The following is a 23,326-nucleotide window of genomic DNA, read 5'->3' on the forward strand; positions in this document are numbered from 1 at the left end:
ACTCCCCGCACGGGATGGTGATCGGCCGCGCGTGGCGGTTGGGGGAGGAGGACCTGTTCGCGGGAGAGGTCTCCGACGTCCATCTCTACCAGGGTGTTCTCGACCTGGATGAAATTCAGGCAGTTTTCTACGGTATCGCGCCCGCACCGACCCTCTGAACGACGCCTGCATCCTCCCTGAACTTTCGCTGATATTTCGGTCACCATGAGAGAGGCCCTTCGTGTCCGACACCCCCCAGAACACGTCGAACTCCGCACAAGGGTCTCCCGACGCTGATGCTGTCCCAGAGAAGCCCCCTCAGGCGAAGACCCTGGCCAATAACCGTTTCATGCGGGTCGCCAAGAGACCATTGACGTTTGCAGCGGCGTTGGTCTTTCTCGGATCCGTGCTTCAAGTCGTGCCGGCCTCTTCGATCACGTTCAATGAACGCCCTGAGGTCGTGGATGAGGAGTCCGTTTCCGGGACGGAAATCGAGGGATCCCTCAGTCTCGCTTCGGAAGAGGACGCAGCTTCCCCAGCAGCGTTGACCGAGCCCTTGGCTTTCGCATGGCCGGACAGCACTGCTGATCAAGTCGAGCTAGGCAGACCGGGTGCGGAATCTCCGGTGGCAGAGGGACTGGTCACTGTTGCGAAGGTCGAGGACAGCGAACTGGACGCATGGGAAGGAGAACGAGCAGAAGCCTTCACTGAAAATGATGATCTCCCGTCCTCGGCTGAGGAAGCGACCGAGACCGTCGTTGAAGAGAACACAGAGCGTGAAGAAGAGCTTGAGCCTTCAGCAGAGGCGACCGAAGGCTCCGAGTTCGAAGCGGAAGAAGACCCCACTCACGGACGTGAAAGAACACCGCCTGTCACAGTGGACCCGTCCCCTGAGCCCCAGCCCGTCGTAGTATCCGCAGCAGACTCCGTCGAGGTCGAAATCCTCGACCGGTCCGCCGTGGAATCAGCCGGAGTCAACGGTGTCCTCATCCGCCTGACGCGCACCGACGACGAGTCAGGTGTCGCACTGGTGGACCTCGCTGTGGACTACTCGGCCTTCGCCGATGCCTTCGGTGGGGGTTTCGGTGAGCGTCTCGAACTGGTCGAGGTAGACGAATGCCTGCTCGACGACTCCGTCGAGTGCCGAGACCGTGCTCCGCAAACGTTCACCACCGAGAACAACACCGACACCCAGACCGTGTCCGGAACCGTTCCGGCCCTGGAGGGCAACGGCGTCCTCCTGGCCGCAGCCGCCGCCGGCGACAGCTCCCAGGGTGACTACAGCGCGACCGACTTGTCCGCCAGTTCCAGTTGGAACATCGGGCTGCAGACCGGTGGCTTCACTTGGAGTTATCCGATCGATACCCCTCCCGTTGCCGGAGACCTGACTCCGGGCGTCGAACTGGGCTACTCCTCCAGTGCTGTCGACGGCCGGGTCTCTTCCTCCAACAACCAGACCTCGTGGATCGGTGAGGGATTCGACTACACCCCCGGCTTCATCGAGCGCAAATACAAACCCTGTGCCGATGATCAACCGGACTCCGGGAAAACCGGTGACCTGTGCTGGTCCCACCACAACGCGACCTTCTCCCTGAACGGGCGTGCCGGTGAGATGTTCCTCGATGAGGACGGCACATGGCGGATGCGCCACGACGACGCCTCACAGATCGAGCGCCTCACCGGAACCACCAACGGCGACAACGATGGCGAGTACTGGCGAATCACCACTACTGACGGAACCCAGTACTATTTCGGAATGAACCGGCTCCCGGGTTACTCGAGCGGCGATGCCGAAACGAATTCGGCATGGACCGTTCCGGTATACGGACGCACCTCTGGACAGCCCTGCCACGGTTCGTCCTTCGCTGATTCCTGGTGCCAACAGGCATGGCGCTGGAATCTCGACTACGTGGTCGACGTACACGGCAACGTGATGACCTACACCTACACCGCGGAGGGCAACCACTACGGGCGCAACATGAAAGCCGCGGACGAGACCCCCTACGATCGCGGCGGCTATCTGCGTCACATCGATTACGGGTTGACCTCGGACGATGTCTACGGCACCGCTCCCGCCCGGGTGAGCTTCGCGGTCAGTGAACGCTGCATCCCCACGGATGACTTCGACTGCGCGGTGGGGGAGTTCAACAGCGACAACGCCGACCATTGGCCGGACGCCCCCTTCGACCGGCACTGCGCCTCGGGTCAGGAGTGCACCAACAGGCTCTCCCCGACCTTCTGGACCCGAAAGAAAATGGACTCCATTACCACACAGGTACATGACGGGTCCGCTTACCAGACGGTCGATTCCTGGGAACTGGAGCACAGCTACCCCCAGAACGGGGACGGCACGGCGTCGGACCTGTGGCTGCAGTCCATCACCCACACCGGACACGTCGAGGGCACGGAAACCGAACCCGCCCTACGGTTCGGCGGTACCCAGATGGAGAACCGGGCCGACACCACCAGCGATGGCTTCGCCCCCATGCTGAAGTGGCGTATCACCTCCATCACCTCCGAGACAGGGGCACGCACCGACATCAGCTACGACGGTGGCGGATGCGACCCGGATGCCTTCCCCGAACCGCACTTGAACGACACCCGCTGTTTCCCGGTAGTCAGGGACACCGCCGATGGCGAGGACGTGTACACGGACTGGTTCAACAAGTACGTGGTGACCCAGGTGAGCGAGTTCGACCTGGTCACCGACCAGCCGGAGAACCTCACCACATACGAGTACGTGGGCGACCCGGCCTGGCGCTACCAGGACGCGAACGGCTTCACCCGCGACAAGCACAGGACATGGTCCGACTGGCGCGGATACGAGCAGGTTCGGGTCATCGACGGCCTGTCCGGCCAGACACAGTCCCAGACCGAGCACCACTTCTTCAGGGGCATGCACGGTGACCACCTGCCCGAGGGGACCCGTACGGTCACCGTGACCGATTCCGAGGGCGGCGAGCACACCGACCTGAACGAGTACAACGGCTTCACCCTGGAGCAGTCCACCCGAAACGGACCCGGCGGCGACGTCGTGGAGAAGACGATCTCCCGGCCCTGGAGCAGGGTCACCGGTGAGCGCGACTACTCCTGGGGCACAGTCGAGTCCCGCATGACCGGGATGGCCTCGAACATCCAGTACACAGCGGTTAGCGGCGGGTGGATGCGCACCGGGGAATCCGCGGAGTACGACTCCCTGGGAAGGGTCACCCAGACCCTCGACCACGGAGACCTGGACGTATCCGGGGACGAGCAGTGCACCAGGGTCACCTACGCGGACAACCCCTCCCTGCACATCCTGGACTCGATAGCCCGTGAGGAGAAGGTCGCGGTCGACTGTGACACGACTCCCACCTACCCGGACGACCTGATCAGTGACAGGCTCGCCGTCTTCGACGGGGGAGAGCTCGGGGACGCTCCGACAGCGGGTCTGGCCACACGTACGCTGCGCATCGCCGACCACGACGGCTCGGATGCCGTCTATCAGACCACCCAGGAGACGGAGTACGACAGGTACGGGCGCACTGTGTCGGAGACCGACGCCTTGGACAACGAGACGACCATCTCCTATAGCTCCGACGTACCAGGCGGAACAGCCACGACCGTGGTGACCACAAACCCCCTCGGCCACACCAAAACCGAGCACCTCGACCCGTTCCGCGGACTGCCCGTCGCAGAAGTCGACGCCAACGACAACCGCACCGACATGGCCTACGATCCCCTCGGCCGCCTGACCCGGGTATGGACCCCCGACCAGGTCCGGGCCGAGGGCGTCGACCCCGCCATGCGCTTCGAGTACTTCCTCAGCAACGAGGTTCCCACCGTCGTGGCGACCCACATCCGCCGAGACGACGGCGAGTACGCGACCAGTTACCAGATCTACGACGGCCTGCTGCGCCAGCGCCAGGAACAGAAGCCGGCGGTGGGCGGAGGGCGCCTGATCACGGACGTCTTCCACGACAGCCGGGGCCTGCAGGTCCAGTCCCGCCACGCCTACTACAACGAACAGGACCCCGGCAGCGACCTGTTCGTCGTCAACAACGAGGACGACATCCCGCGCTACACCGAGACCGTCTACGACGGTGCCGAGCGGCCCGTCGAGGTCATCACGATGTCCCGAGGTGTGGAGCTGTGGCGCACCACCTCCGAGAACCTCGGTGACCGACAGTTGGTCACCCCCGCGGACGGGGCGATCCCGACCACGACCATCAAGGACGTTCGGGGCCAGACGGTCGAACTCCGCCAGCACGAGGGAGCCACACCCGCAGCCGACTACACAGCGCTGACCTACACCCACACGCCTGACGGGCAACTGGAGACGGTGACCGACGAGGCCGGCAACGTGTGGCGCAACCACTACGACCTACGCGGGCGCAAGATCCGAACCGACGACCCCGACAGGGGAACCACCACCTACGTCTACGACGCAGCCGACCAGTTGATCTCGACCACCGACGCGCGCGGCGAGACGATCGTCTACACCTACGACGATCTTGGCCGCAAGGTCGCCCAGCGCGAAGGCGGAACGGACGGGCCGCTGCTCGCCTCATGGACCTACGACACGGTGGCCAAGGGAGAACTCTCCAGGGCCACCCGCTACGTCGGAGAACTGGAGTACACGACCTCCATCCACTCCTACGACGCGATGGGCCGCTCCGTCGCCACCACGATCAACATCCCCAACGCTCCCGAACACAGCGCCCTGAGCGGCTCCTACAGGTTCAGGAGCACCTACAACTCCGACGGCAGCATCAGGACCAACCATCTCCCGGCCGCCGGTGGACTGCCTGAAGAGGTCATCAGCTACACCTACAACGACATGGGCATGGCCACCCGGATGCGTGGTCTGAGCGCCTCCGAGACGCTCTACTACGTCAACGACACCGTCTACTCCAAGCAAGGGCTGCTCCTCCAGCGCGAGTCCTACCGGGCCGACGGAAACCACCAGGCCAAGCCGACCTGGTACACGCGCACCTACGATCCCGCGACCAATCGGCTGCTCAACGCCCGTGTCCACCACGAGATCGGCCTCGGGACCCTGGTCGAGCAGAACTACGACTACGACGCCGCGGGCAACGTCCTGAGCATCAGGGACACGCCGACCGCTCAGGAGACACAGTCCGACGTCCAGTGCTTCATCTACGACGAGATGCGGCGCCTGCAGAGCGAGTGGACATCACATGTCGCAGGGGACCAGCCCTGCGCGGACGGACCGTCCACGGACACCGTCGGCGGAGCCGCAGCGTACTGGAACGACTACACCTACGACGAACTGGGTAACCGCACCTCCGAGACACGGCACGGCCTGGCCGCGGGCGACATGGTCGAGTACACGTTCAACCGGCCCGAGGCGGGCCAGGATCAGCCGCACGCCGTGACGAGCGTGGAGTCCTCCGCGACCTCCAGCGGATCCGACGGAGACTCCGAATACACCTATGACGAGGCCGGCAACATGGTCACCCGGGTCACCAGTGGCCGCACTCAGGAACTGGAGTGGAACGCCGAGGGCCGACTCGCCGCCGTCCATGAGGCCGATGACAGCACGGATTTCGTCTACGACACCGAGGGCGAGCGGCTGCTCCGCGACGACGGAACAGTGGTCACCCTCTACCTGCCGGGTATGGAGATCCAGTACAATAAGAACCAGTTCGTCACAGCGGCGACCCGGTTGTATGAGCACAACGGACAGGTGGTCGCGAGCCGCTCGACCGGACCCGCGGGTTCGGGTGTGCACTGGATGTTCTCCGACCACCACGGGAGCGGCCAGTTGGCCCTGGACTCGGTGACGGGTGAGAAGATCCAGCGGCGATTCACCGCCTTCGGCTCTGAGCGCGGGAGGCAGGGCGGCGCATGGCCGAACTCGCGCGGCTTCGTCGGCGGCGTGGTCGACGAGGGCATCGGGCTGACGCAACTCGGGGCCCGCTCCTACGACGCGCAACTGGGATCGTTCATCTCGGCCGACCCGGTGGTGAACTTCGCGGACTCCCAGCAGATGCACGCCTTCGCCTATGCCAACAACAACCCCGTGTCGTTCACCGACCCGGACGGGTTGTTCCTGAAGCGCACCTTCAGCCAGCTCCGTAAGTGGGCCGCCTACCGGGCGCGTCAGGCCGCGATTCGGGCTTACCAGGCGAAGCTGGCAGCGATCCGTGCGTGGAGGATCCGACAGGCCGCGATCCGTGCCGCCCAGATCCGCGCGGCCCAGATCCGTGCGGCGAGGATTCGTGCTGCGCGGATCCGTGCCGCCAAGATCGCGGCGGCCAAGCGCAGGGCCGCTGCTGAGCGTGCGGCCGCCCTGCGCAAGGCTGCTGCGGCCAGGGCCGCCCGGGAGAGGGCTGAGAGGGCTGCCGATGCGCGACGTAGGGCTGCTGTACGCCGAGCGGAGAGCGAAGCGCAGCACAGGGAAGCAGCGCAGTCTGCGATGTACCGGTCATCTGATGAAAACGTCGAGTATCAGAGTATCTCCTTGCCTTCTTCGGGAGTCGACTTTCCTGAGCCGACAGATAATCCTTCGGGTCCGATGCCGATCGACTGCGCTGACCCAGCATATGATTGCTACAACAGCAGGCCACATATCTGCAGTGGAATTTCGATTATTATGATAACTATTGCGATTGGAACGCTGGTTGCGAGCGCTGCGGGAGGGCCTCCAGGTCTTGGAGCGTGGGGAGTATTCTGGGGCCTTGTCGGAGCTAGTACTAGTGCAGCTTGCACGATTGCTACTTGGTGATATTTTGAGCATTTTCGACTTTGCTGATGGAAGCACTCGAAGGGTAATGTATGTTCTCTTGACAATTGCATTCACGATGACTCTGCTGCACTCGATTGCTCAGAGTAGAGGGGTGAAGGTGCCAAAGATAATAACTATATCTATTATTATATTTTTCATTCCTTTTCTTGTTCTTTTGTTTCTTGACATCTCTGGGTTTCTGGGGTGACGAAAGGTGAAGTAAAATATCAGAAATGGGTGTACGTCAAAATAATCCTTGGTTTGTGAAGATGAGACTTTTTCGTCCTGTTTCTCGGAGCTGACCTCGATTCTTCAGAGGCGATCGCTGTCTGGGCGGGCCGTGGGTTCGCCCCGGTTTGTCCCCGCGGTGCGGGAGCGGAGCCATCGCGTGTCGCTGCGGGCTGCGCCGGGCTCCACGATCCCGGAGGCCGAACACCTCTCCTCTCACCTGCTCGTCGGGGCGGGACGCGCTCTTCAGGTCGGTGCGGGGATGGCCCGCAACCGGTCCCAGCAGGTGATGAACGCGTCCTTGTAGGGCCAGGTCCGGTCGATACGCACCAGACGACGGCGGGCGTGCCGGGCCAGGGTCGCCGGGACGTGGTAGAGCCGGTGGCGCATCGTGACCGGCTCGGCCCGGGCCAGGACCTCGTCGTCATAGCAGCCCAGCAGCCGGGTCCAGGCGTCCGGGTCCGCGGCGATCGAGGCCGCCAGCACCCATCCCGCGTTGACCTCCCTGGCCGATGAGGGCAGGTTCGCCAGCCCCATCGCCTTGTTGGTGCGCACCCGGTCCTCGACCATCGCGTGGGTGCGGTGCGGCACGTCCAGGATCCAGGGTCAAGGCCCAGGCTTGAGCGTGTTGTCGTTGGCCGTGGAGATCGCGCAGGTCAGCGTCAATCCTTGGTGGTCGAACACGCGGTTTTCAGTGCTGCTCTCTGGTCGGCTTGGGGTGCTGTCTTTGGGGCTGGTGACAGCATGGGGTGGATGATCTCCCAGGGGGAGCCCGTCGGGCAATGTGTCGCTTACGGGGTATGATTATACTAGGCTTGGAAATATTTCGAAGGACTTTGAAGGCGCTAGATTATCGGTGGAGTATAGTTGTTTTATTTGAAAGTGTTTGGTGGGGCTATATTTGGCGTGTTTGTGGGATGTCTAGTTGTCTATCCTCTGACTCTGGCCATGGATTCTAGTCCCCCGGATGCGCTTAGGGTGACCTTTTCTTCTGGGGTTGTAAACTTAGTAATTTTTATTATTATTGGTTTCTACTGGAATCGCAAAAAAGACTAAATCCTTATTTCACTTCTTTTTTGATTGTCTGGTCATTGGTTATTCGGATGCTGGCTCGTGGGGCTATTTCAAATTCGAGTGAGAAATATGTTGTTCTGGTTGGTGTGTTCGGAGTTTTCGAGGGGATTGGTGAATGAATCGAACGATATCTCAGGCAGCCGTCAAAGAATTAGTTCTTGTTGTTGTGCCGCTCGATGGACGCCAACATTGGCATGACGGACCGGAGCTCTTCAGTCATGGAGGGTGGTGTCAACTCGTGGAAGCAACACCGTCGAGTACTGACCTTTGATTAGGTGGTTGACCGAATAGGGTCCGGGTCCAGACCGACGGATCGGATGAATCCGCGCAGCAGCTCCGGATGCCGCTGGACCGAGCGCAGATGGGACCGCATCACCCTCTCCAACTCCTCCAGGCTCCGGAACGCACGATTGGCCAGAACTGTTTCGTGCCGGGTGCGCCCCTTCGGCGGCCTCAGCCCCTGCCCCGCCTCGTCCTCGAAGCAGATGTAGGCGCCCAGGTCCGCCGCGGTTGTTTTACCTGTGGCCACACCTTGGCCTTCCAGACCTCGATCTCCTCGTCGTCGCGTTCCAGCGCCCGCCGCACGGGGACCTGCGCGGACCAGCCGTGCCGACGGAGCAGTCTCCACACGCCCTGGACGGTTAGCCGGTGTGGAACATCCGGCCGATCAGCAGCTTGACGCGGGTGAGCGTCCACCCCTGGGACTCATCGCTCCAGCCGTGTGCGAGCGGGCCGCGCGCCAGCTCCCTTTCCAGCCGCTCCCACTGGTGCGGGGCCAGTCGCTCGGTCGAGACCGGGCCCGCCGAGCGCAACGCGTCCGCTCCGCCCTGGTTCCAGGCGTGCCGCCAGCGCCGCACCGATCGCCCGGTCACCCGCAGCTCCCTGGCGATGGCACCGGTCTTCTCACCGCGCGCGAAGTGCTCGGCCGCGTCCATCCGCAACCGTTCTCGTCGTTCTTGCTCTTGGGGCGTGAGCCCGCCCCCTTGCGCGTACCTCATGAGGACGTCGTACCTCGGTGGTCGGCCGATGTCACCAGGTACCGGACATCACGAGTTCAAGCTGAGTAGCCCTGCCGCGATACGCCGAGCAGCCGGGACATCAGGGAGACGGAGTGGCGCGTCTTCTCTTCGTCGATCAGCCGGAACATCACCGACTGGTCTCCCGGACGAAGAAAGCCGTGGCCTTGCACAGGATCTCGCGTTCCTCGCGTAGTTGGGCGTTCTCACGGCGCAGGCGGGCCAGTTCGGCCTTGTCGTCGCTGGTGGTGCCTTCTACTTGGCCGGAGTCGACCTGGGCCTGCTTGATCCAGGTGCGGATGGTCTGGGCCGAGAGCTCGAACTCAGCGGCGAGGTCCTTGGGGCCGCGGCCGGAGCGGGCCAGGGCGATGATCTGGTCGCGGTACTCCGGTGGGTACGCGGGGCGGGTCTTGGGCACGTCAATCTCCTCGTTCGGTGACAAAGTGTCCGATAGCGGACACCTGTCCACCGAACCGAAGCAACATCAGTTCGCGGTGACGCGCCCGTGGTTACCAGTTTGATGCTGATTACCCCTGTTTGTCGGGGATTCCAAACATGCCCTAGTCGCGCAGCCGGACCGGGTAGGGGCCGTACTCACCGATCGGCAAGTACGGCCTGATGAGTTCCCACTGGTCGCCGTTGAGCTGTCGGCGCGTCACACCGGCGTTCTACCACGATCGGTCCTGCTCCCGCGGAACACGAACATTGATCACAACCTCACACACGCCCTAGATGAAAGTTGAGCGACTACCGGATTGCGCTCTCGATCCCAACTCGTAGAGGTTCATCTGGGGCTCATGGTGTTCAAGTAAAAGGAAAGGGCTTCCCGTCCTATTTGTCGTTCTTTTGGGTGCGGCCGGGTTCCTGCGCGGTCGATGGGGGAGGGTCGACCGGTCGCCCTAATGGGACTCGATTCCGCATGTGACGTCGGATTTCGATGAATTCGCAGGCCATGGGTGCCAGGGGTTGCCGGTGCGTTCAACCCTTCCGAAAAAGATGGGGTTAACCCCCCTTGACAGGGAAAGCGCTTTCTTTACGCTCGGGTGTAGAGCACGTTAAATGCTCATGCTCTACTACGAAGGGTGAGAAGTGAGACCATCAACGAAGCGCCGACTCGTGCCGGCGCTGGCCACCGCCGCCGCCGCGGTCACGGTCGCGGCCGGGCTGGCCCTGCCGATGTCCCCCGCATCGGCGCAGACCGGCAACGCCACGGGCTACGCCACCCAGAACGGCGGGACCACCGGCGGCGCGGGCGGCCAGACGGTCCGGGCCACCACCGGAACCGAGATCCACGAGGCCCTGTGCGAGCGGCCCAGCACCTCCACCCCGATCATCATCGAGGTGGAGGGGACGATCAACCACGGCAACACCTCCAAGGTGTCGGGCGACGGCTGCGACACCGCCGACGACGTGATCGAGCTCAAGAGGATCAGCAACGTCACGATCGTCGGTACCGGCGGCGGCGCCGTGTTCGACCAGCTGGGCATCCACGTCCGTGAGTCCAGCAACATCATCATCCAGAACGTGACCGTCCGGAACGTCAAGAAGTCCGGCTCGCCCACCTCCAACGGCGGCGACGCCATCGGGATGGAGAGCGACGTCCGCAACGTCTGGGTCGACCACGTCACCCTGGAGGCGTCGGGCGGGGAGGACGAGGGCTACGACGGCCTCTTCGACCTGAAGAACAACACCCAGTACGTCACCCTCTCCTACAGCGTCCTGCGCAACTCCGGCCGTGGCGGCCTGGTCGGCTCCAGCGAGAGCGACCGCTCCAACGGCTACGTCACCTACCACCACAACCTGTACGAGAACATCGACTCGCGTGCCCCCCTGCTGCGCGGCGGCGTCGGTCACATGTACAACAACCACTACTCGCAGCTGCACAAGTCCGGCATCAACTCCCGGGCCGGGGCCAGCGCCAAGGTGGAGAACAACTACTTCGAGGACTCCAAGGACGTCCTGGGCACCTTCTACACCAACGAGCGGGGCACCTGGGACGTCGGCGGCAACATCTTCGACAACGTGACCTGGTCCGACGAGGGCGACGAGAACTACCCCGCCGGCCCGAACCCGCAGTCCACCGCGTCGGTGGGCATCCCCTACTCCTACAGCCTCGACGACGCCGGCTGCGTGCCGGACGTGGTGAGCCAGACCGCGGGCGCGAACAACGGCAACCGCGTCTCCGACGGCGACTGCGAGGCGGAGGACCCGGACCCGACCGAGCCCGACCCGACGGAGCCGGACCCCACGGAGCCTGACCCGACCGAGCCTGACCCGACCGACCCGGACCCGACCGATCCCCCCAGCGGCACCAACCTCAGCATCGGGGCCGGTGCCGACGGATCCGGCAAGGCCAGCGGGACCAGCTACGGCAACACCGTCGACGGCGACATGGGCAGCTACTGGTCGCCGACGGGCTCGACCGGCCGCATCTCGGTCAAGTGGGACTCCGAGCCCACGGTGTCCGCGATCAACATCCGTGAGGCGGCCGGGGCCGAGGGCAACATCGGCTCCTGGCAGGTCGTCGACCACGACACCGAAGCCGTTCTGGCCACCGGCAGCGGGGCGGGGCTCATCACCTTCGCCCCGACCACGCTGCGCAAGATCGACTTCGTGATCACCGGCTCGAACGGCACGCCGCGCGTGGCCGAGTTCGAGACCTACGGAACGCCGTAGGAACGAGCGATCTCCGATACCGCTTCTGCCGGACCTCCGAGCGGCAGGAGCGGGGCGGCCCGCCCGAACCCCCCGGGGCGGCCCGCCCGAACCCCCCGGGGCGGGCCGCCCTTGTCGTCTCCGGCCGCGGACGGCACCGACCGGTGGGCGGGCGCTCTAGGGGATATCCGCATCCACCAGGTGCGCGGGGGTGGGCAGGGCCTCCTCGGAGGCCCGCAGCACCTCGCGCAGGGCGGGGCTCTCCTCGTGGCGGCGCCAGGCCAGGCGCGCGTAGGAGGGCTCGAACTCCTCCGCCAGCCGCACCACGCGGATCCGTTCCCGGGGGACGTTGGCCACGGCGGTGTCCAGGGTGAACGTCAGCCCGACCCCGGCCCCCACCAGTGCCATCAGCGTCCACGAGTCCGAGGCGACCTGGACGATGTCGGGGGAGAACCCCGCGTCGTAGGCGGCGCGGATGAACGTCTCGCGCACGGTCGACCCGGGGTCGGCGGGCAGTGCCACGAACGGTTCGCCGCGGCACTCGGCGATGCTCACCGTCTCCCGGTCGGCCAGCGGGTGCTCCTCGGGGACCGCCAGCACGTAGTGCTCCTCGGCCACGATCCGCTGCGCGATCTCCGGGGGCCGCACACTCCACCGCGCGATCGCCAGGTCCAGGTCGCCCTCGATCACCGAGCGCAGCGCGTCGTTGGCGTAGGTCGTGCTGCGCAGCCGCAGGTCGATCCCCGGCCGCCGCTGCCGGACCAGTCTGCTCAGGTCGCCTACCAGCAGGTGCGAGGACGGCCCGGCGAACCCCAGGCGCACGAGCCCCGTCTGGCCCTGGCCGGCGGCCAGGACCGCGCCGCGCGCCACCCGGCACCCCTCCAGCACGTCCCTGGCCGGTCCGATCAGTGCCTCCCCGGCCGCGGTCAGGCGTACCGAACGGGTGGTGCGCGTGAACAACTGCGCGCCCAGGTCGCGTTCGAGCTGCTTGACGGTGCGGGTCAGCGGGGGCTGGGCCATGTGCAGGCGCTCGGCGGCGCGGCCGAAGTGCAGTTCCTCGGCCACGGCCAGGAAGGCCCTCAAGTGATGCAGGTTCATTGCGTCCAGGGTATCAATCAGGAGTTATTAGGTATTGGACACGTATGAGATGAGTCGACATCATCGAGGCCATGAGTACCGACACCGAGGTCACCGCCGAGGACTTCAGCGACATCCACGCGCAGGTGCGCGACTTCATCCGCACGAGGGTCGTCCCGCGCGAGAACGAGATCATGGCGACCGACGCCATCCCCGACGACATCCGCAAGGCCGCCGCGGACATGGGGCTGTTCGGGTACGCGATCCCCCAGCGCTGGGGCGGCCTCGGCCTGAACCTCGTCCAGGACGTCGAGCTGGCCATGGAGTTCGGCTACACCTCCCTGTCCCTGCGCTCGCTGTTCGGCACCAACAACGGCATCGCCGGCCAGGTGCTCGTCAACTTCGGTACCGACACCCAGCGCGAGCGCTGGCTGGAGGGCATCGCCTCCGGCGAGGTGGTCGCCTCCTTCGCCCTCACCGAACCCGGTGCCGGATCCAACCCGGCGGGCCTGCGCACCAAGGCCGTGCGCGAGGGCTCCGAGTGGGTCATCGACGGCAACAAGCAGTTCATCACCAACGCCCCGATCGCCGACCTGTTCGTGGTGTTCGCCCGCACCCGTGAGCCCGGCCCCGAGGGCAACGGCATCTCCGTCTTCCTCGTCCCCGCCGACGCGCCGGGTGTCACCGTCGGACCCAAGGACGCCAAGATGGGCCAGGAGGGCGCCGGGACCTCCGAGGTGTCCTTCGACTCCGTGCGGGTCGGAGAGGACGCGCTGGTCGGCGGCGACGAGAAGGTCGGCTACAAGGCCGCCATGACCTCCCTGGCCCGCGGCCGGGTGCACATCTCCGCGCTCTCGGTCGGGACCGCCCAGCGGGCGCTCGACGAGTCGGTGTCCTACGCCGCCGCCAACACCCAGGGCGGGGTGGCCATCGGCGACTTCCAACTGGTGCAGGCCATGCTCGCCGACCAGTACACCGGTGTGGCGTCCGGGCGCGCGCTCGTCCGGGAGGCCGCCGCCAAGTACGTCAGCGGCGAGGACCGGCGCATCATGCCCTCGGTCGCCAAGCTCTACTGCACCGAGATGGTCGGCAAGGTCGCCGACCTGGCGGTCCAGGTCCACGGCGGCGCCGGCTACATGCGTGAGATGGCCGTCGAACGCATCTACCGCGACGTGCGCCTGCTGCGCCTGTACGAGGGCACCAGCGAGATCCAGCGGCTCATCATCGGCGGCGGCCTGGTCCGCAAGGAGAAGGCCGCGCAGCAGTGAGCGGCCGTTCCGAAGGGGCCCTGCCACTGGAGGGGACGCTGGTCGTCTCGCTCGAACAGGCGGTGGCGGGCCCCATCGCCACCCGCCACCTCGCCGACCTGGGCGCCCGCGTGATCAAGCTGGAACGCCCGGGGGAGGGCGACTTCGCCCGCAACTACGACGACGCCGTGCACGGCCTGGCCTCGCACTTCGTGTGGCTCAACCGCTCCAAGGAGTCGCTGTGCGTCGACCTCAAGTCCGAGCGGGGCCGCCGCGTGGCCGAGGCGCTCATCGACCGGGCCGACGTCTTCCTGCAGAACTCGGCCCCGGGCGCGACCGCGCGCCTGGGGCTGGACGCCGAGACGCTGCGGGCGCGCAACCCCCGGCTGGTCGTGGTCGACATCTCCGGCTACGGCACCGCCGGACCCAAGGCCGCCCGCAAGGCCTACGACATGCTCATCCAGGCCGAGTCCGGGATGGTCTCGGTGACCGGCACCCCCGACACCCCCACCAAGACCGGTGTCCCCAGCGCCGACATCGCCGCGGGGCTCTACGCCGCCATGTCCGCGCTGTCGGCCCTGTACCGCCGAGAACGCACCGGTGAGGGCGCCGCCGTCGAGGTGTCCATGTTCGACTCGGCCGTGGAGTGGATGGGCCACGCCATGTACATGCAGCTCTACGCGGGCCGACAGGTCCCGCGCATGGGGCTCAGCCACGCCGCCATTGCCCCCTACGACGCCTACCCCACCCGGGACGGCGACATCCTCATCGGTGTCCAGAACGACCGCGGCTGGCGGACCCTGGTGGGGGAGGTCTTCGGCCGGGAGGAGTACGCCGACGACCCCCGGTTCCGCACCAACCTGGAGCGGGTCCGCCACCGCGCCGAGTGCGACGCCTTCGTGGCGGGCCAGACCGCGCGCTGGAGCACCGCCGAACTCGACGAGCGCCTCGCCGAGGCCGGGATCCCCTCCGCGCGGCTCAACCGGCTCTCCGACCTGGTCGAGCACCCCCAGTTGTCCGAACGCGACCGGTGGCGCACCGTCGGAACGGAGAGGGGCGACATCCGGGCCGTCCTGCCGCCGATGACCTTCGGCGACGTCGAGCTGCGCATGGGCCCCGTTCCGGCGCTCGGTGAGCAGACCGCGGCGATCCTGCGCGAACTCGGCCTGGACGGGGAGCCAGCCGGGGAAGGGGACACCGGGCGGTAGGGGAAGCGGATACCGGAGGTAGGCCCGGCCCCGGGCGGTTGGGCGTCGGCCTCGCGGTGAGGGTTTCCGCAGGGCTACCGTCTGCACCCCTTCCTCTGGTGTTCGGTGACATCGCTGGGGCTGTCGAAGCGGGCGTGGCAGCGGTCGCACGTGCGGGCCTCGCGGTCGTACACGCTCTCCTCCTCCCGGGGGCTCTGTTCCGGAGGGCCGCCGCCCCACTGGGTCCAGTCGTCGTCCTCTGAGGACATCACGGTGATCCTTTCCTGTGAAGGGCGGCGCGGACACGGTGACGGCCGTGGCCGGATCGCCGTCCGCAGCCGTGACCGGCGGGTGTGCCGGAGCGGACGCGTTGGTGATGCCCTCCCGGAGGGGCGCCGACGCGCCGGTGGTCGGTACCGGCCGATCCGGGACCCCGTCCCCTCACCCCTCACGCGGAGACCGATCCCCGAACCGGGGGGCGCGTGCGGGCATCACACCCTGTGCGAGACCCACAGGGCACGCGAGACGTGACCTGTGCGGGACATCGGAATCCCCTGCGCCCACCCACTCACCACGTGGAGTCGTCCATGTCCTCCGAAACGCACCGCTTCCCCCCGGCACGGGCCGCTCTCGGCCCCGTCGCCGTCGGCGCCGCCCTCCTCCTGGCGGCCTGCACGTCCCCGGACGTCCCGGAGCCGGCCGAGGACCCCGGCGCCGAACCGGCCACCACCGCCGCCCCGCAGGAGGGTTCCCCCTCTCCCACCGGGGAGGCCGCCGAGACCGGCGCTCCGGCCGAGACCGAGGCCCCGGCCGACGTGGACGGACCTCCGGCGGAGGCCACCCCCGGCGACATCCCCTACGAGGGCTCGGGCGGCGGGGTCGTCGCGCGCTCCACCGTCGGCTTGGAGAGGGGGGACTGCTACGACGACGCCGACGTGGTGGAGAACGCGGAGATCCCCACGGTCCCGTGCGACCAGCCCCACGACAAGGAGGTCTACCTCGTCTACCCGCTGCACCCCGACCCCTATCCCGGGGCGGAGGCGGTCAACACCGAGGCCAACCACAGGTGCATGCTCGGGTTCAACGAGTTCGTCGGCATCCCCTACTCCGACTCGGTCCTCTACATCTCCTACTTCGCCCCCACGGAGGAGAGCTGGAACGCGGGCGACCGCGACATCGCGTGCGTGGTCTACCAGCCGGGCCAGCGGTTCACCGGAACCCTGGAGGCCTACCTGGGCTGACCGGGCTCCGTGCGCTCCGGCCCCGCCGGAGCGCACGGCCCGCCCTCACCAGCCCTCGGCCGCCGCCCAGCGCCGCTCCAGCTCCGGGGCCAGGGTGCGCATGAACGTCGCCCCGATGTGGCTGCTGTCCCAGTACACGAGCACGTTGCCGATCACCGGGCGGCACACGTCGGGGCGGCAGAACCGGTCGGTCAGGTCCAGCACCGTCACGTTCCCCGGCAGGTCCAGCCCCTCCAGCGGTGAGACCGCGGCCATCGACTCCCCGGGAGCGGACGTGCACTCCTGCGGCGCGGCCCCGGCCAGGCACTCGGGGACGTCGAAGCCGAACCTGGGGGTGTCGCGCACGGCCACCACGCCGATGCCCATCGCGTCGAGTTCGCGCCAGCGCTCGACGTAGCCGTCCACCACCTGCTCCTCGCCGTAGCCCGCCGAGGTGTCCAGGTTCGTGGTGGTGCCCGTGGTGAAGACGGTGTCGGGCCGCAGTTGGTCGAGTTCGGCCATGACGCCGCGGTTCCACTCCGCGCAGGCCGTGTAGGGCTCGCCCCGGTAGGTCTGCGGAGCGTCGGTGAACAGGCAGGCGCCCTTGACGATGTTGACCACGCGCCAGTCGTGCTCCAGGGCGAGGGCCTCCAGAGCCGCGAACCAGTGCGCCGCGTGCGAGCCGCCCACCAGCGCCACCGTGCGCACCGGATCCTCGGAGCCGTACTCGCACGTGATCACCTCGGTTCCAGAGACCACCTGTCTACAGCCGTCGTCGTAGGTGCGCGGGGCGTCCTCGTCCGCCCAGGCCAGGGGCGGATAGACGGGCAGGTTCGGCAAGACCGCCCCCTCGGGTGCCGCGGCTCCCGGGTAGCCGCTGCTCGCCTCCACCAGCCTCTCGAACCGGTCGCGCTCGGCGCTCTGGTGCCCGAACCAGCCCCCGGCGGTGAGCAGCACCGGCAGCAGGCAGGCCAGGGCCACCGCCGTCCCCTTCAGCGCCGCCCGGCGTCCGCCGCCGCGCCCCAGGGCGGCCAGCCGGTCGGCCACCGGTGTGGTCGCCGCGGCCAGCACCACCGACACCGCGATGACGGCGGCCCCGCCCAGCGGCGTGGCCAGGTCGCGGCCGGTCATGGAGAGGTAGAGGACGAGCAGCGGCCAGTGCCACAGGTAGAGCGCGTAGGAGATCGAACCCAGGTAGCGCAGCGGGCGCAGTGAGAGCAGCCGGTCGGCGCCCAGCGCCGAACCGGTGGGTCCCGCCGCGACGACGGCCGCGGCGGCCAGGGTGGGCCACAGCGCCGCGTAGCCGGGGAAGACCGACGAGACCTGGAGTAGCGCGCCGCACAGCACCAGTGACGCCAGCCCGGCCCAGCCCAGCGCCACGCGCGGCCCCCGGGGCAGGTCGATCCCGGTCAGTGCCAGCGCGAGCAGGCCGCCCAGGGCCAGCTCCCACATCCGGGCCCCGGTGTCGAAGTAGGCCCACGGCTGGTCGGCCCGCGTCATCAGGACCGAGTAGGCCAGGGAGAGGGTGAAGACGGCCGACAGGGCGACGGCCAGCAGGGGCCTCGGGTCGCTCCCGCGCCTGCGGGCCGCCCACACGGCGGCCGCGATCAGCGCGGGCCACACCAGGTAGAACTGCCCCTGCACCGACAGCGACCAGAAGTGCTGGAACGGGCTGACGTCCCCGTCGCGCGCCAGGTAGTCGACCGAGTCCAGGGCCAGGTGCCAGTTCGTGTGGTAGAGCAGGGCCGCGGCCGCCTCGCGGGGGGCGTCGCGCCACTGGATCTCGCTCAGCAGGAGCCACGTGCCGCCCAGCGTGGCCAGGACCACGATCGCGGCGGTCGGTACCAGGCGTGCGGCGAGCCGGGCGAGGAAGGCCCCGTAGCGCAGCCCGCCGCCGGTGGCCGAGCGCACGAGGGAGGCGGTGATGAAGAAGCCCGTCAGCATCAGGAAGACGTCGACACCGCCGGAGACCCGTCCGAACCAGACGTGGTAGGCGGCCACCAGGAGTACGGCCACGGCGCGCAGGCCGTCGACGTCGGCCCGGTACCCGCGGGGGCCGACGGCTGCGGGCCGGGCGGGCGCGGGCGCGGCGGGGGTGGTGGTGAGGGACACGGGCGGGTACTCGCTTTCGCGCTTTCACGGCGCAAGAGAAGGGGAGAACCCGTCATTGTGCACAAAAAGGATGTCCGGCCGGGGAACGCCGGTTGAACGGCGCCCTCCGGCCGCCTCCCGTTCCGCCCCCGCGGCTCAGTCCGGCTGGGCGCGCAGCAGGAACAGGGCGATGTCGTCACTGCGGTGCGGCACCGAGCTCACCGCCGACGTCAGCTCGTCGGCGACCTGCTCCACCGCCATGTCGTGCAGCGACGCCAACCGGTGGGCCAGTGTCTCCTGGGCCTCCTCCAGGTCGACGCCGGGCCGCTCGATCAGCCCGTCGGTGTACAGCGCCAGCGTCGAGTCCTCGGGCATCGGGAACTCGATCTCCGGGTACTTCACGTCCGGCTCGATCCCCAGGAGCAGCCCGTCGGGGGCGTCCAGGACCCGGCCGCCGTCGGGACCGCCCATCACCGGTTCGGGGTGCCCGGCCCGGGCCATGCGCACCATGCCCGTGTCCAGGTCCAGGCGCAGGAACAGGCAGCTCGCGAACAGCTCCGGCTCCAGCATGCACAGCAGCCGGTTGCTCTGGGTCAGCACGTCACCGGGGCTGCCCTCCAGCATCGCGGTGTAGGCCAGGACCGCGGTCCGCAACTGCCCCATCAGGGCGGCCGCGCCCACGTTGTGCCCCTGGACGTCGCCGATCACGGCCGCGACCCGGTTCGACCCCAGGGGGATGAGGTCGTAGAAGTCGCCCCCGATGTCCATGCCCTCGGTCCCGGACAGGTAGCGCTGGGCGATCGACAGGCCGGGGACGTCCGGGATGCGGCGCGGGAGCATGCCCGACTGGAGCCCGCGCGCCAGGTCGCGCTTGATGTCGTACAGGCGGGCCCGTTCCAGGGCCTGGGCGACCAGGCCGCCCAGGGAGGTCAGGACCGTGCGCTCCTGCACGGTGAAGTTGTGCGGCTGTCGGAACCCGATCATGCACACGCCGATCGGCCGCCCCGACGCCACCAGGGGGACGAAGGCCCATCCCTCGATCTCCCCGGGGTTGGGCAGGTAGGGCATGTCGGGGTAGACCGAGAGCAGCTCCTTCTTGGTCCGGAAGAAGCCGGGCAGGCCGGTGACCGCCGCGCGCGTGGCCGGTGCCCGGATCTCCGTCGGCGCGCCGTCGATGACGGCGACGAAGTCGGGTTTGAACCCGCGCTGGCCGAGCAGACGCAGCCGGTGCCGCTCCTGGTTGTGCTCGAACAGGGCGAGTGCGTGGGCCCCCACCCCCGGAACGATCTCCTCGGCGACCAGGTCGGTCACGTCGCTCACGGTCGCGGCCTCGGTCAGCGCCGAGGCCAGGTGGAGGATGTGGTACAGCACCCCGGCCCGCGCGTGCCCCGACTCCTCACGGCTCGGCTCCTCCGAGCGCCACTCCGCCTCCGTGGGGGTGATCAGCACGCTGACGCCCTCCTGCCCCGGATGGAGGCGGAAGGACAGCCACTGGTTCGGCGGCCGCAGGGCCACGAACTCCGTGGACCTGTGGCTGAAGACGGCCGCCCGGTACCGGTCCTCGTAGGAGGGATTGTCCAGCCAGGAGAGCACGGACCAGGGCCGGGAGCCGATCAGCCGCTCGCGCTTGGTGCTGAGCAGTTCCAGGGCCCGGTCCGTGGCCATGGTGACGCGGCCGCCGGAGTCCAGGGAGCACAGTCCCTCGGGCAGCCGGTCGACCGCCGCCGACAGGGAGGCCGCCGACCGCTCGTCCGGGGGTGGGGAGCGCAGCACGAAGGGGGCCGGCGTCGGCAGGACCGGGTGGCCCTCCTCGCGGGCCTGGCGCAGCAGGTCGACCATCCTCCTGGCCACCTCCGCCAGGGCGCGGCGCTCGGCGGAGGAGGGGAAGTGCTGGTAGGAGGTGCCGATCATGAAGAAGGCGCCGTGGGCCTCGTCCCCCTCCCCCAGCAGGGGGTAGGTCAGGAAGGCGTAGTCGTAGGGCATGACGATGGCCAGGCGCGGATAGCGCTTGGCCATCTCCTCCCCGCTGGGCAGCCACACCATCTTCCGCTCGTGGATGGCGTCGGTGGCCGGGGTGTTGCCCGTGGTGGAAATGCGGAACCAGGGGCGCACGAGGTCGCGCGTGATCCCGGTCAGGACCGACATCGCCAGTGTCGGGCTCTCGGGGTCGCTCAGGTAGACGCCTCCGGCGTGGTAGTCCAGTGCGTGCAGTGCTCGGAGCAGTTCCTCGCCCAGATCCCTCAGGCCCGGGGCGCGGCCGACGGAGCCTTCGTTCCGTGCGGTCGATTCGGACATGGTCCCTCCCACATGCCACCTCGGCGGAGCTGGCACGACTCCATAACCGACGATACGTGCCGTTTGTCATACTTTCGGTAAATGTCAGGCCAGGGCCCGTGCCCTGACTGGCCCTCCGCCGACCGGTGCCCTCGGCCTCTCGTGCTTCCGGGGGCGCGTGGGCGACAATGGTGTCGAGTGGACGGCTACGGGGACGGGGGCGCTCGTGCGACCGGTACTGGTGGGAGTGGACGGATCCGAGATCGGCCTGCGGGCCGCCGAGCACGCCGCGGAGGAGGCCCTGCGCGGCGGCGCGGACCTGACGCTGATGGCCGTGCACGAGGAGCGCTTGGACGACTCGGTGTCCCGCTGGCCCTCCGACCTGGACGAGAAGGACGCGCTGGCGGCGGTCGAGGAGGCCCGGGAGCGTGTGCGGTCCGTCGCCCCGGGCCTCGATCCCCGGGTGCGCGTGGTCGCGGGTTCACCCGCCGAGGAGCTCCTGCGCCACGCGCGCGACTTCGGGCTCGTCATCGTCGGGCACCGTGGCCGGGGCGGCTTCCTCGGCATGCGGATCGGGTCGGTGGCCTACCAGGTGGCGGCCCACGCCCCAGGGGACGTTCTGGTCACCAGTGGAGAGGCGGCCGACCCCGGGGCCTCGGGGGCCGTGGTGGGCGTGGACGGCTCGACCAATGCCGACGACGCGGTGCTGGCGGCGCTCGAAACGGCCTCCCGGCACGGTGACCGGGTGCGCGCGGTGTGGGCGTGGCACCCCGTCGCCTCCCGGGGGCGCCGCGCGGAGGAGGCCGAGGAGGAGCAGTACGGGAGGCTTGCTGAGGCGCTGGCCCGCCACACCTCCGACTTCCCCGGGGTGGAGGTGGTCCGGGAGGTCGTCCGCTCCCAGCCCGCGGCCGCACTGCTGGAGGCGGCCTCCGGTGCCCGCCTCGTCGTCGTGGGCGCCCGCGGCGCGCGGGGCTTCGCCCGCCTCTCCCTGGGCGGTGTGGCGCACGCCGTGCTTCACCACGCGCCGTGCCCGGTCCTGGTGGTCCGTCGCCGCTGAGGCCGATGCCGTCGGGTGGGCGGATCCCAGGTCTCCGTACGATGGGGGCACGTGCGGGGGAGGGGGAGGACGATGGCCCGGCTCACGAGGGCTCAGCAGCAGGCACGCAACCGCTCCCGGGTGCTGGCCGCGGCCCGGGACGAGTTCTCCGAGCGGGGCTTCCGCGACGCCAAGGTCGACCGCATCGCCCAGCGCGCTGCGCTCACCCGGGGGGCGGTCTACTCCAACTTCCCGAGCAAGCGGGCCCTGTACCTGTCGGTCCTCGCCGACGCCGCCGAGGCCGGCTTCGGGGAGAGCGCCCCGGACGGTACCGCGGGAGGGGGTACCGAACCCGCTGCGGTGCTGGGCGCACTGGCCCGGGCCCGGCTCTCCGGCGCGGCGGAGCGGTCGGGCGCGGCCGCACTGGCCGAGGGCCCGCTCCGCGCCGCCTACGGCCAGTTGGTGCGGCTCGACGCGATCCTGCTCGGCCTGGCCCTGGAGGCGGTCGAGGGCGGGCGGTGCGGCCGCAGGGTGCGCACGGCCGAGGCCGTCCTCACCCTCCTGCACGGGGCCGTGCGGCTGTCCGACACCGCCCCGGGCTTCGTCGACCCCTTCGGCGTGGTCCGGGCCTGTGAGCGGCTCGCCGATCTGGACACCGGTGACGCCTGGCCGCCGCCGCACCTCGGGCACGTTCCCCCGGCCCGGCCCGCCGACCTGCTGTGGGAGCCGCCGGAGGCCTTCGACGCGGTCCGCCGCGCCCCGGCCGCCCTGTCCGGGGACGGGGTGGTGGCCGTGCTGGGACTGCACAGGCTGGAGGCGGTGGAGGAGGCGGTGCGTGCGGCGCCCCCCGGCGCCGAGGTGACCGCGGCGGTGGTCACGGGGGACCCCGCCGAGCGGATGCCGCTGGCCAGGATCGTGGCAGCGGAGTCGTGCGGGGCGCTGCGGACGGCCTTCCCGGAGTGGGCCTGGCCGCGGCTGCGGCTGGTCCTGGACGCCGACGGCCGGGTCGCCCGGAGCCTGGGTGCCGACCGGGTGGACGACACCACCGAGTGCGCGGTGCGCGTCGACCGGGGGCGGATCGCGGCCAGGGCCCTGGGCAGGGGCGCCGCACACGCCGCGGCCGCCTTCGCCGCGGCCGATCGCCGCTGATCACGGACCGCCCCGCGGACTTTGCGGCCCGCGTCGACACGGGATACCGTGCCTTCCGGATGATCACATCATCTGGAATCGGGGCCCGGTGCCGGGCGGTGGCTGTGAGGAGATCGTGGGAGTGACGGGTACGGACGACAGGCCGCTGCTGACGTGTTCGTTCTGCGGCAAGGACCAGCGCGCGGTGCGCAGGCTCATCGCCGGCCCCGGCCACATCTGTATCTGTGACGAGTGCATCGACCTGTGCAACGAGATCATGGCCGAGGAGGAGTCCGTCGGCCTCCTCGGCGCGCAGGAGGGCGGCCTGCCGAAGCCGCGGGAGATCTACGAGTTCCTGGACTCGTACGTGATCGGTCAGGACGC

Annotated in this window: 16 protein-coding genes; 8 read left to right on the forward strand and 8 right to left on the reverse strand. The window is 68.4% G+C overall.

What is annotated here, in order from left to right:
- Positions 1 to 937 precede the first annotated feature (937 nt).
- Positions 938 to 6,709: an RHS repeat-associated core domain-containing protein gene (locus ACFHWE_RS22410; protein ID WP_416603846.1), complete on the forward strand. Its 5,772-nt coding sequence runs from the start codon at positions 938 to 940 to the stop codon at positions 6,707 to 6,709.
- 474 nt (positions 6,710 to 7,183) lie between these two features.
- On the opposite strand, the gene ACFHWE_RS22415 is transcribed toward ACFHWE_RS22410, so the two are convergent.
- The 4 genes from ACFHWE_RS22415 to ACFHWE_RS22430 all read right to left on the reverse strand — a co-directional run bounded on the left by ACFHWE_RS22415 (position 7,184) and on the right by ACFHWE_RS22430 (position 9,445).
- Positions 7,184 to 7,528: a transposase gene (locus tag ACFHWE_RS22415; protein WP_416603847.1), complete on the reverse strand. Its 345-nt coding sequence runs from the start codon at positions 7,526 to 7,528 to the stop codon at positions 7,184 to 7,186.
- A gap of 936 nt (positions 7,529 to 8,464) precedes the next feature.
- A complete protein-coding gene (locus tag ACFHWE_RS22420; RefSeq protein WP_416603848.1) occupies positions 8,465 to 8,707 on the reverse strand; it encodes a helix-turn-helix domain-containing protein in 243 nt (80 codons plus the stop codon).
- Positions 8,653 to 9,009: a helix-turn-helix domain-containing protein gene (locus ACFHWE_RS22425; RefSeq protein WP_416603849.1), complete on the reverse strand. Its 357-nt coding sequence runs from the start codon at positions 9,007 to 9,009 to the stop codon at positions 8,653 to 8,655. The genes ACFHWE_RS22420 and ACFHWE_RS22425 overlap by 55 nt, the downstream gene beginning before the upstream one ends.
- Before the next feature lie 148 nt (positions 9,010 to 9,157).
- Positions 9,158 to 9,445 carry a transposase gene (locus tag ACFHWE_RS22430; protein ID WP_416603850.1) on the reverse strand — a complete coding sequence of 96 codons (288 nt, stop codon included), beginning with the start codon at positions 9,443 to 9,445 and terminating at the stop codon, positions 9,158 to 9,160.
- Positions 9,446 to 10,116: 671 nt separating this feature from the next.
- Between ACFHWE_RS22430 and ACFHWE_RS22435 the strand changes: the two genes are divergently transcribed.
- Entirely contained in the window at positions 10,117 to 11,703 is a 1,587-nt protein-coding gene (locus ACFHWE_RS22435; RefSeq protein WP_416603851.1) for a pectate lyase family protein, read from the forward strand.
- A 156-nt stretch (positions 11,704 to 11,859) separates the two neighbouring features.
- On the opposite strand, the gene ACFHWE_RS22440 is transcribed toward ACFHWE_RS22435, so the two are convergent.
- Positions 11,860 to 12,780: a LysR family transcriptional regulator gene (locus ACFHWE_RS22440; RefSeq protein WP_416603852.1), complete on the reverse strand. Its 921-nt coding sequence runs from the start codon at positions 12,778 to 12,780 to the stop codon at positions 11,860 to 11,862.
- A gap of 71 nt (positions 12,781 to 12,851) precedes the next feature.
- Here ACFHWE_RS22440 and ACFHWE_RS22445 point away from each other — a divergent pair, with 71 nt between their 5' ends.
- Both ACFHWE_RS22445 and ACFHWE_RS22450 read left to right on the forward strand, forming a co-directional pair.
- The gene (locus ACFHWE_RS22445) at positions 12,852 to 14,027 is read left to right on the forward strand and encodes an acyl-CoA dehydrogenase family protein (RefSeq protein WP_416603853.1); all 1,176 of its coding nucleotides are present in this window, start codon (positions 12,852 to 12,854) and stop codon (positions 14,025 to 14,027) included.
- Positions 14,024 to 15,214 (forward strand): CaiB/BaiF CoA transferase family protein, encoded by a 1,191-nt coding sequence (locus ACFHWE_RS22450; RefSeq protein ID WP_416603854.1) that lies wholly within the window; start codon positions 14,024 to 14,026, stop codon positions 15,212 to 15,214. Before ACFHWE_RS22445 ends, ACFHWE_RS22450 begins: the two co-directional genes overlap by 4 nt.
- 74 nt (positions 15,215 to 15,288) lie before the next feature.
- Here the strand turns inward: ACFHWE_RS22450 and ACFHWE_RS22455 are convergent, their stop codons facing one another.
- On the reverse strand, positions 15,289 to 15,462 hold the full coding sequence (locus ACFHWE_RS22455) for a hypothetical protein (RefSeq protein WP_416603855.1): 174 nt from the start codon (positions 15,460 to 15,462) through the stop codon (positions 15,289 to 15,291).
- Positions 15,463 to 15,780: 318 nt separating this feature from the next.
- On the opposite strand from ACFHWE_RS22455, the gene ACFHWE_RS22460 reads away from it, so the two are divergent.
- Positions 15,781 to 16,434 (forward strand): septum formation family protein, encoded by a 654-nt coding sequence (locus ACFHWE_RS22460; RefSeq protein WP_416603856.1) that lies wholly within the window; start codon positions 15,781 to 15,783, stop codon positions 16,432 to 16,434.
- Between the two features lie 45 nt (positions 16,435 to 16,479).
- Here ACFHWE_RS22460 and ACFHWE_RS22465 read toward each other — a convergent pair whose 3' ends face one another.
- Both ACFHWE_RS22465 and ACFHWE_RS22470 read right to left on the reverse strand, forming a co-directional pair.
- Positions 16,480 to 18,525 (reverse strand): acyltransferase family protein, encoded by a 2,046-nt coding sequence (locus tag ACFHWE_RS22465; RefSeq protein ID WP_416603857.1) that lies wholly within the window; start codon positions 18,523 to 18,525, stop codon positions 16,480 to 16,482.
- A gap of 135 nt (positions 18,526 to 18,660) precedes the next feature.
- Positions 18,661 to 20,799, reverse strand: a complete 2,139-nt coding sequence (locus tag ACFHWE_RS22470; protein WP_416603858.1) for a SpoIIE family protein phosphatase — start codon at positions 20,797 to 20,799, stop codon at positions 18,661 to 18,663.
- A gap of 220 nt (positions 20,800 to 21,019) precedes the next feature.
- On the opposite strand from ACFHWE_RS22470, the gene ACFHWE_RS22475 reads away from it, so the two are divergent.
- From ACFHWE_RS22475 to ACFHWE_RS22485, 3 genes are all read left to right on the forward strand, one after another.
- The gene (locus tag ACFHWE_RS22475) at positions 21,020 to 21,835 is read left to right on the forward strand and encodes a universal stress protein (protein ID WP_416603861.1); all 816 of its coding nucleotides are present in this window, start codon (positions 21,020 to 21,022) and stop codon (positions 21,833 to 21,835) included.
- Between the two features lie 72 nt (positions 21,836 to 21,907).
- Complete coding sequence (locus tag ACFHWE_RS22480) at positions 21,908 to 22,963, forward strand: TetR/AcrR family transcriptional regulator (RefSeq protein WP_416603859.1); 1,056 nt, start codon at positions 21,908 to 21,910, stop codon at positions 22,961 to 22,963.
- A gap of 121 nt (positions 22,964 to 23,084) precedes the next feature.
- Positions 23,085 to 23,326 (forward strand): ClpX C4-type zinc finger protein (locus tag ACFHWE_RS22485; RefSeq protein ID WP_416603860.1); only part of this gene is annotated, 242 nt, incomplete at its 3' end.

This window comes from Nocardiopsis sp. LOL_012, assembly GCF_048060475.1.
Classification (GTDB): domain Bacteria; phylum Actinomycetota; class Actinomycetes; order Streptosporangiales; family Streptosporangiaceae; genus Nocardiopsis.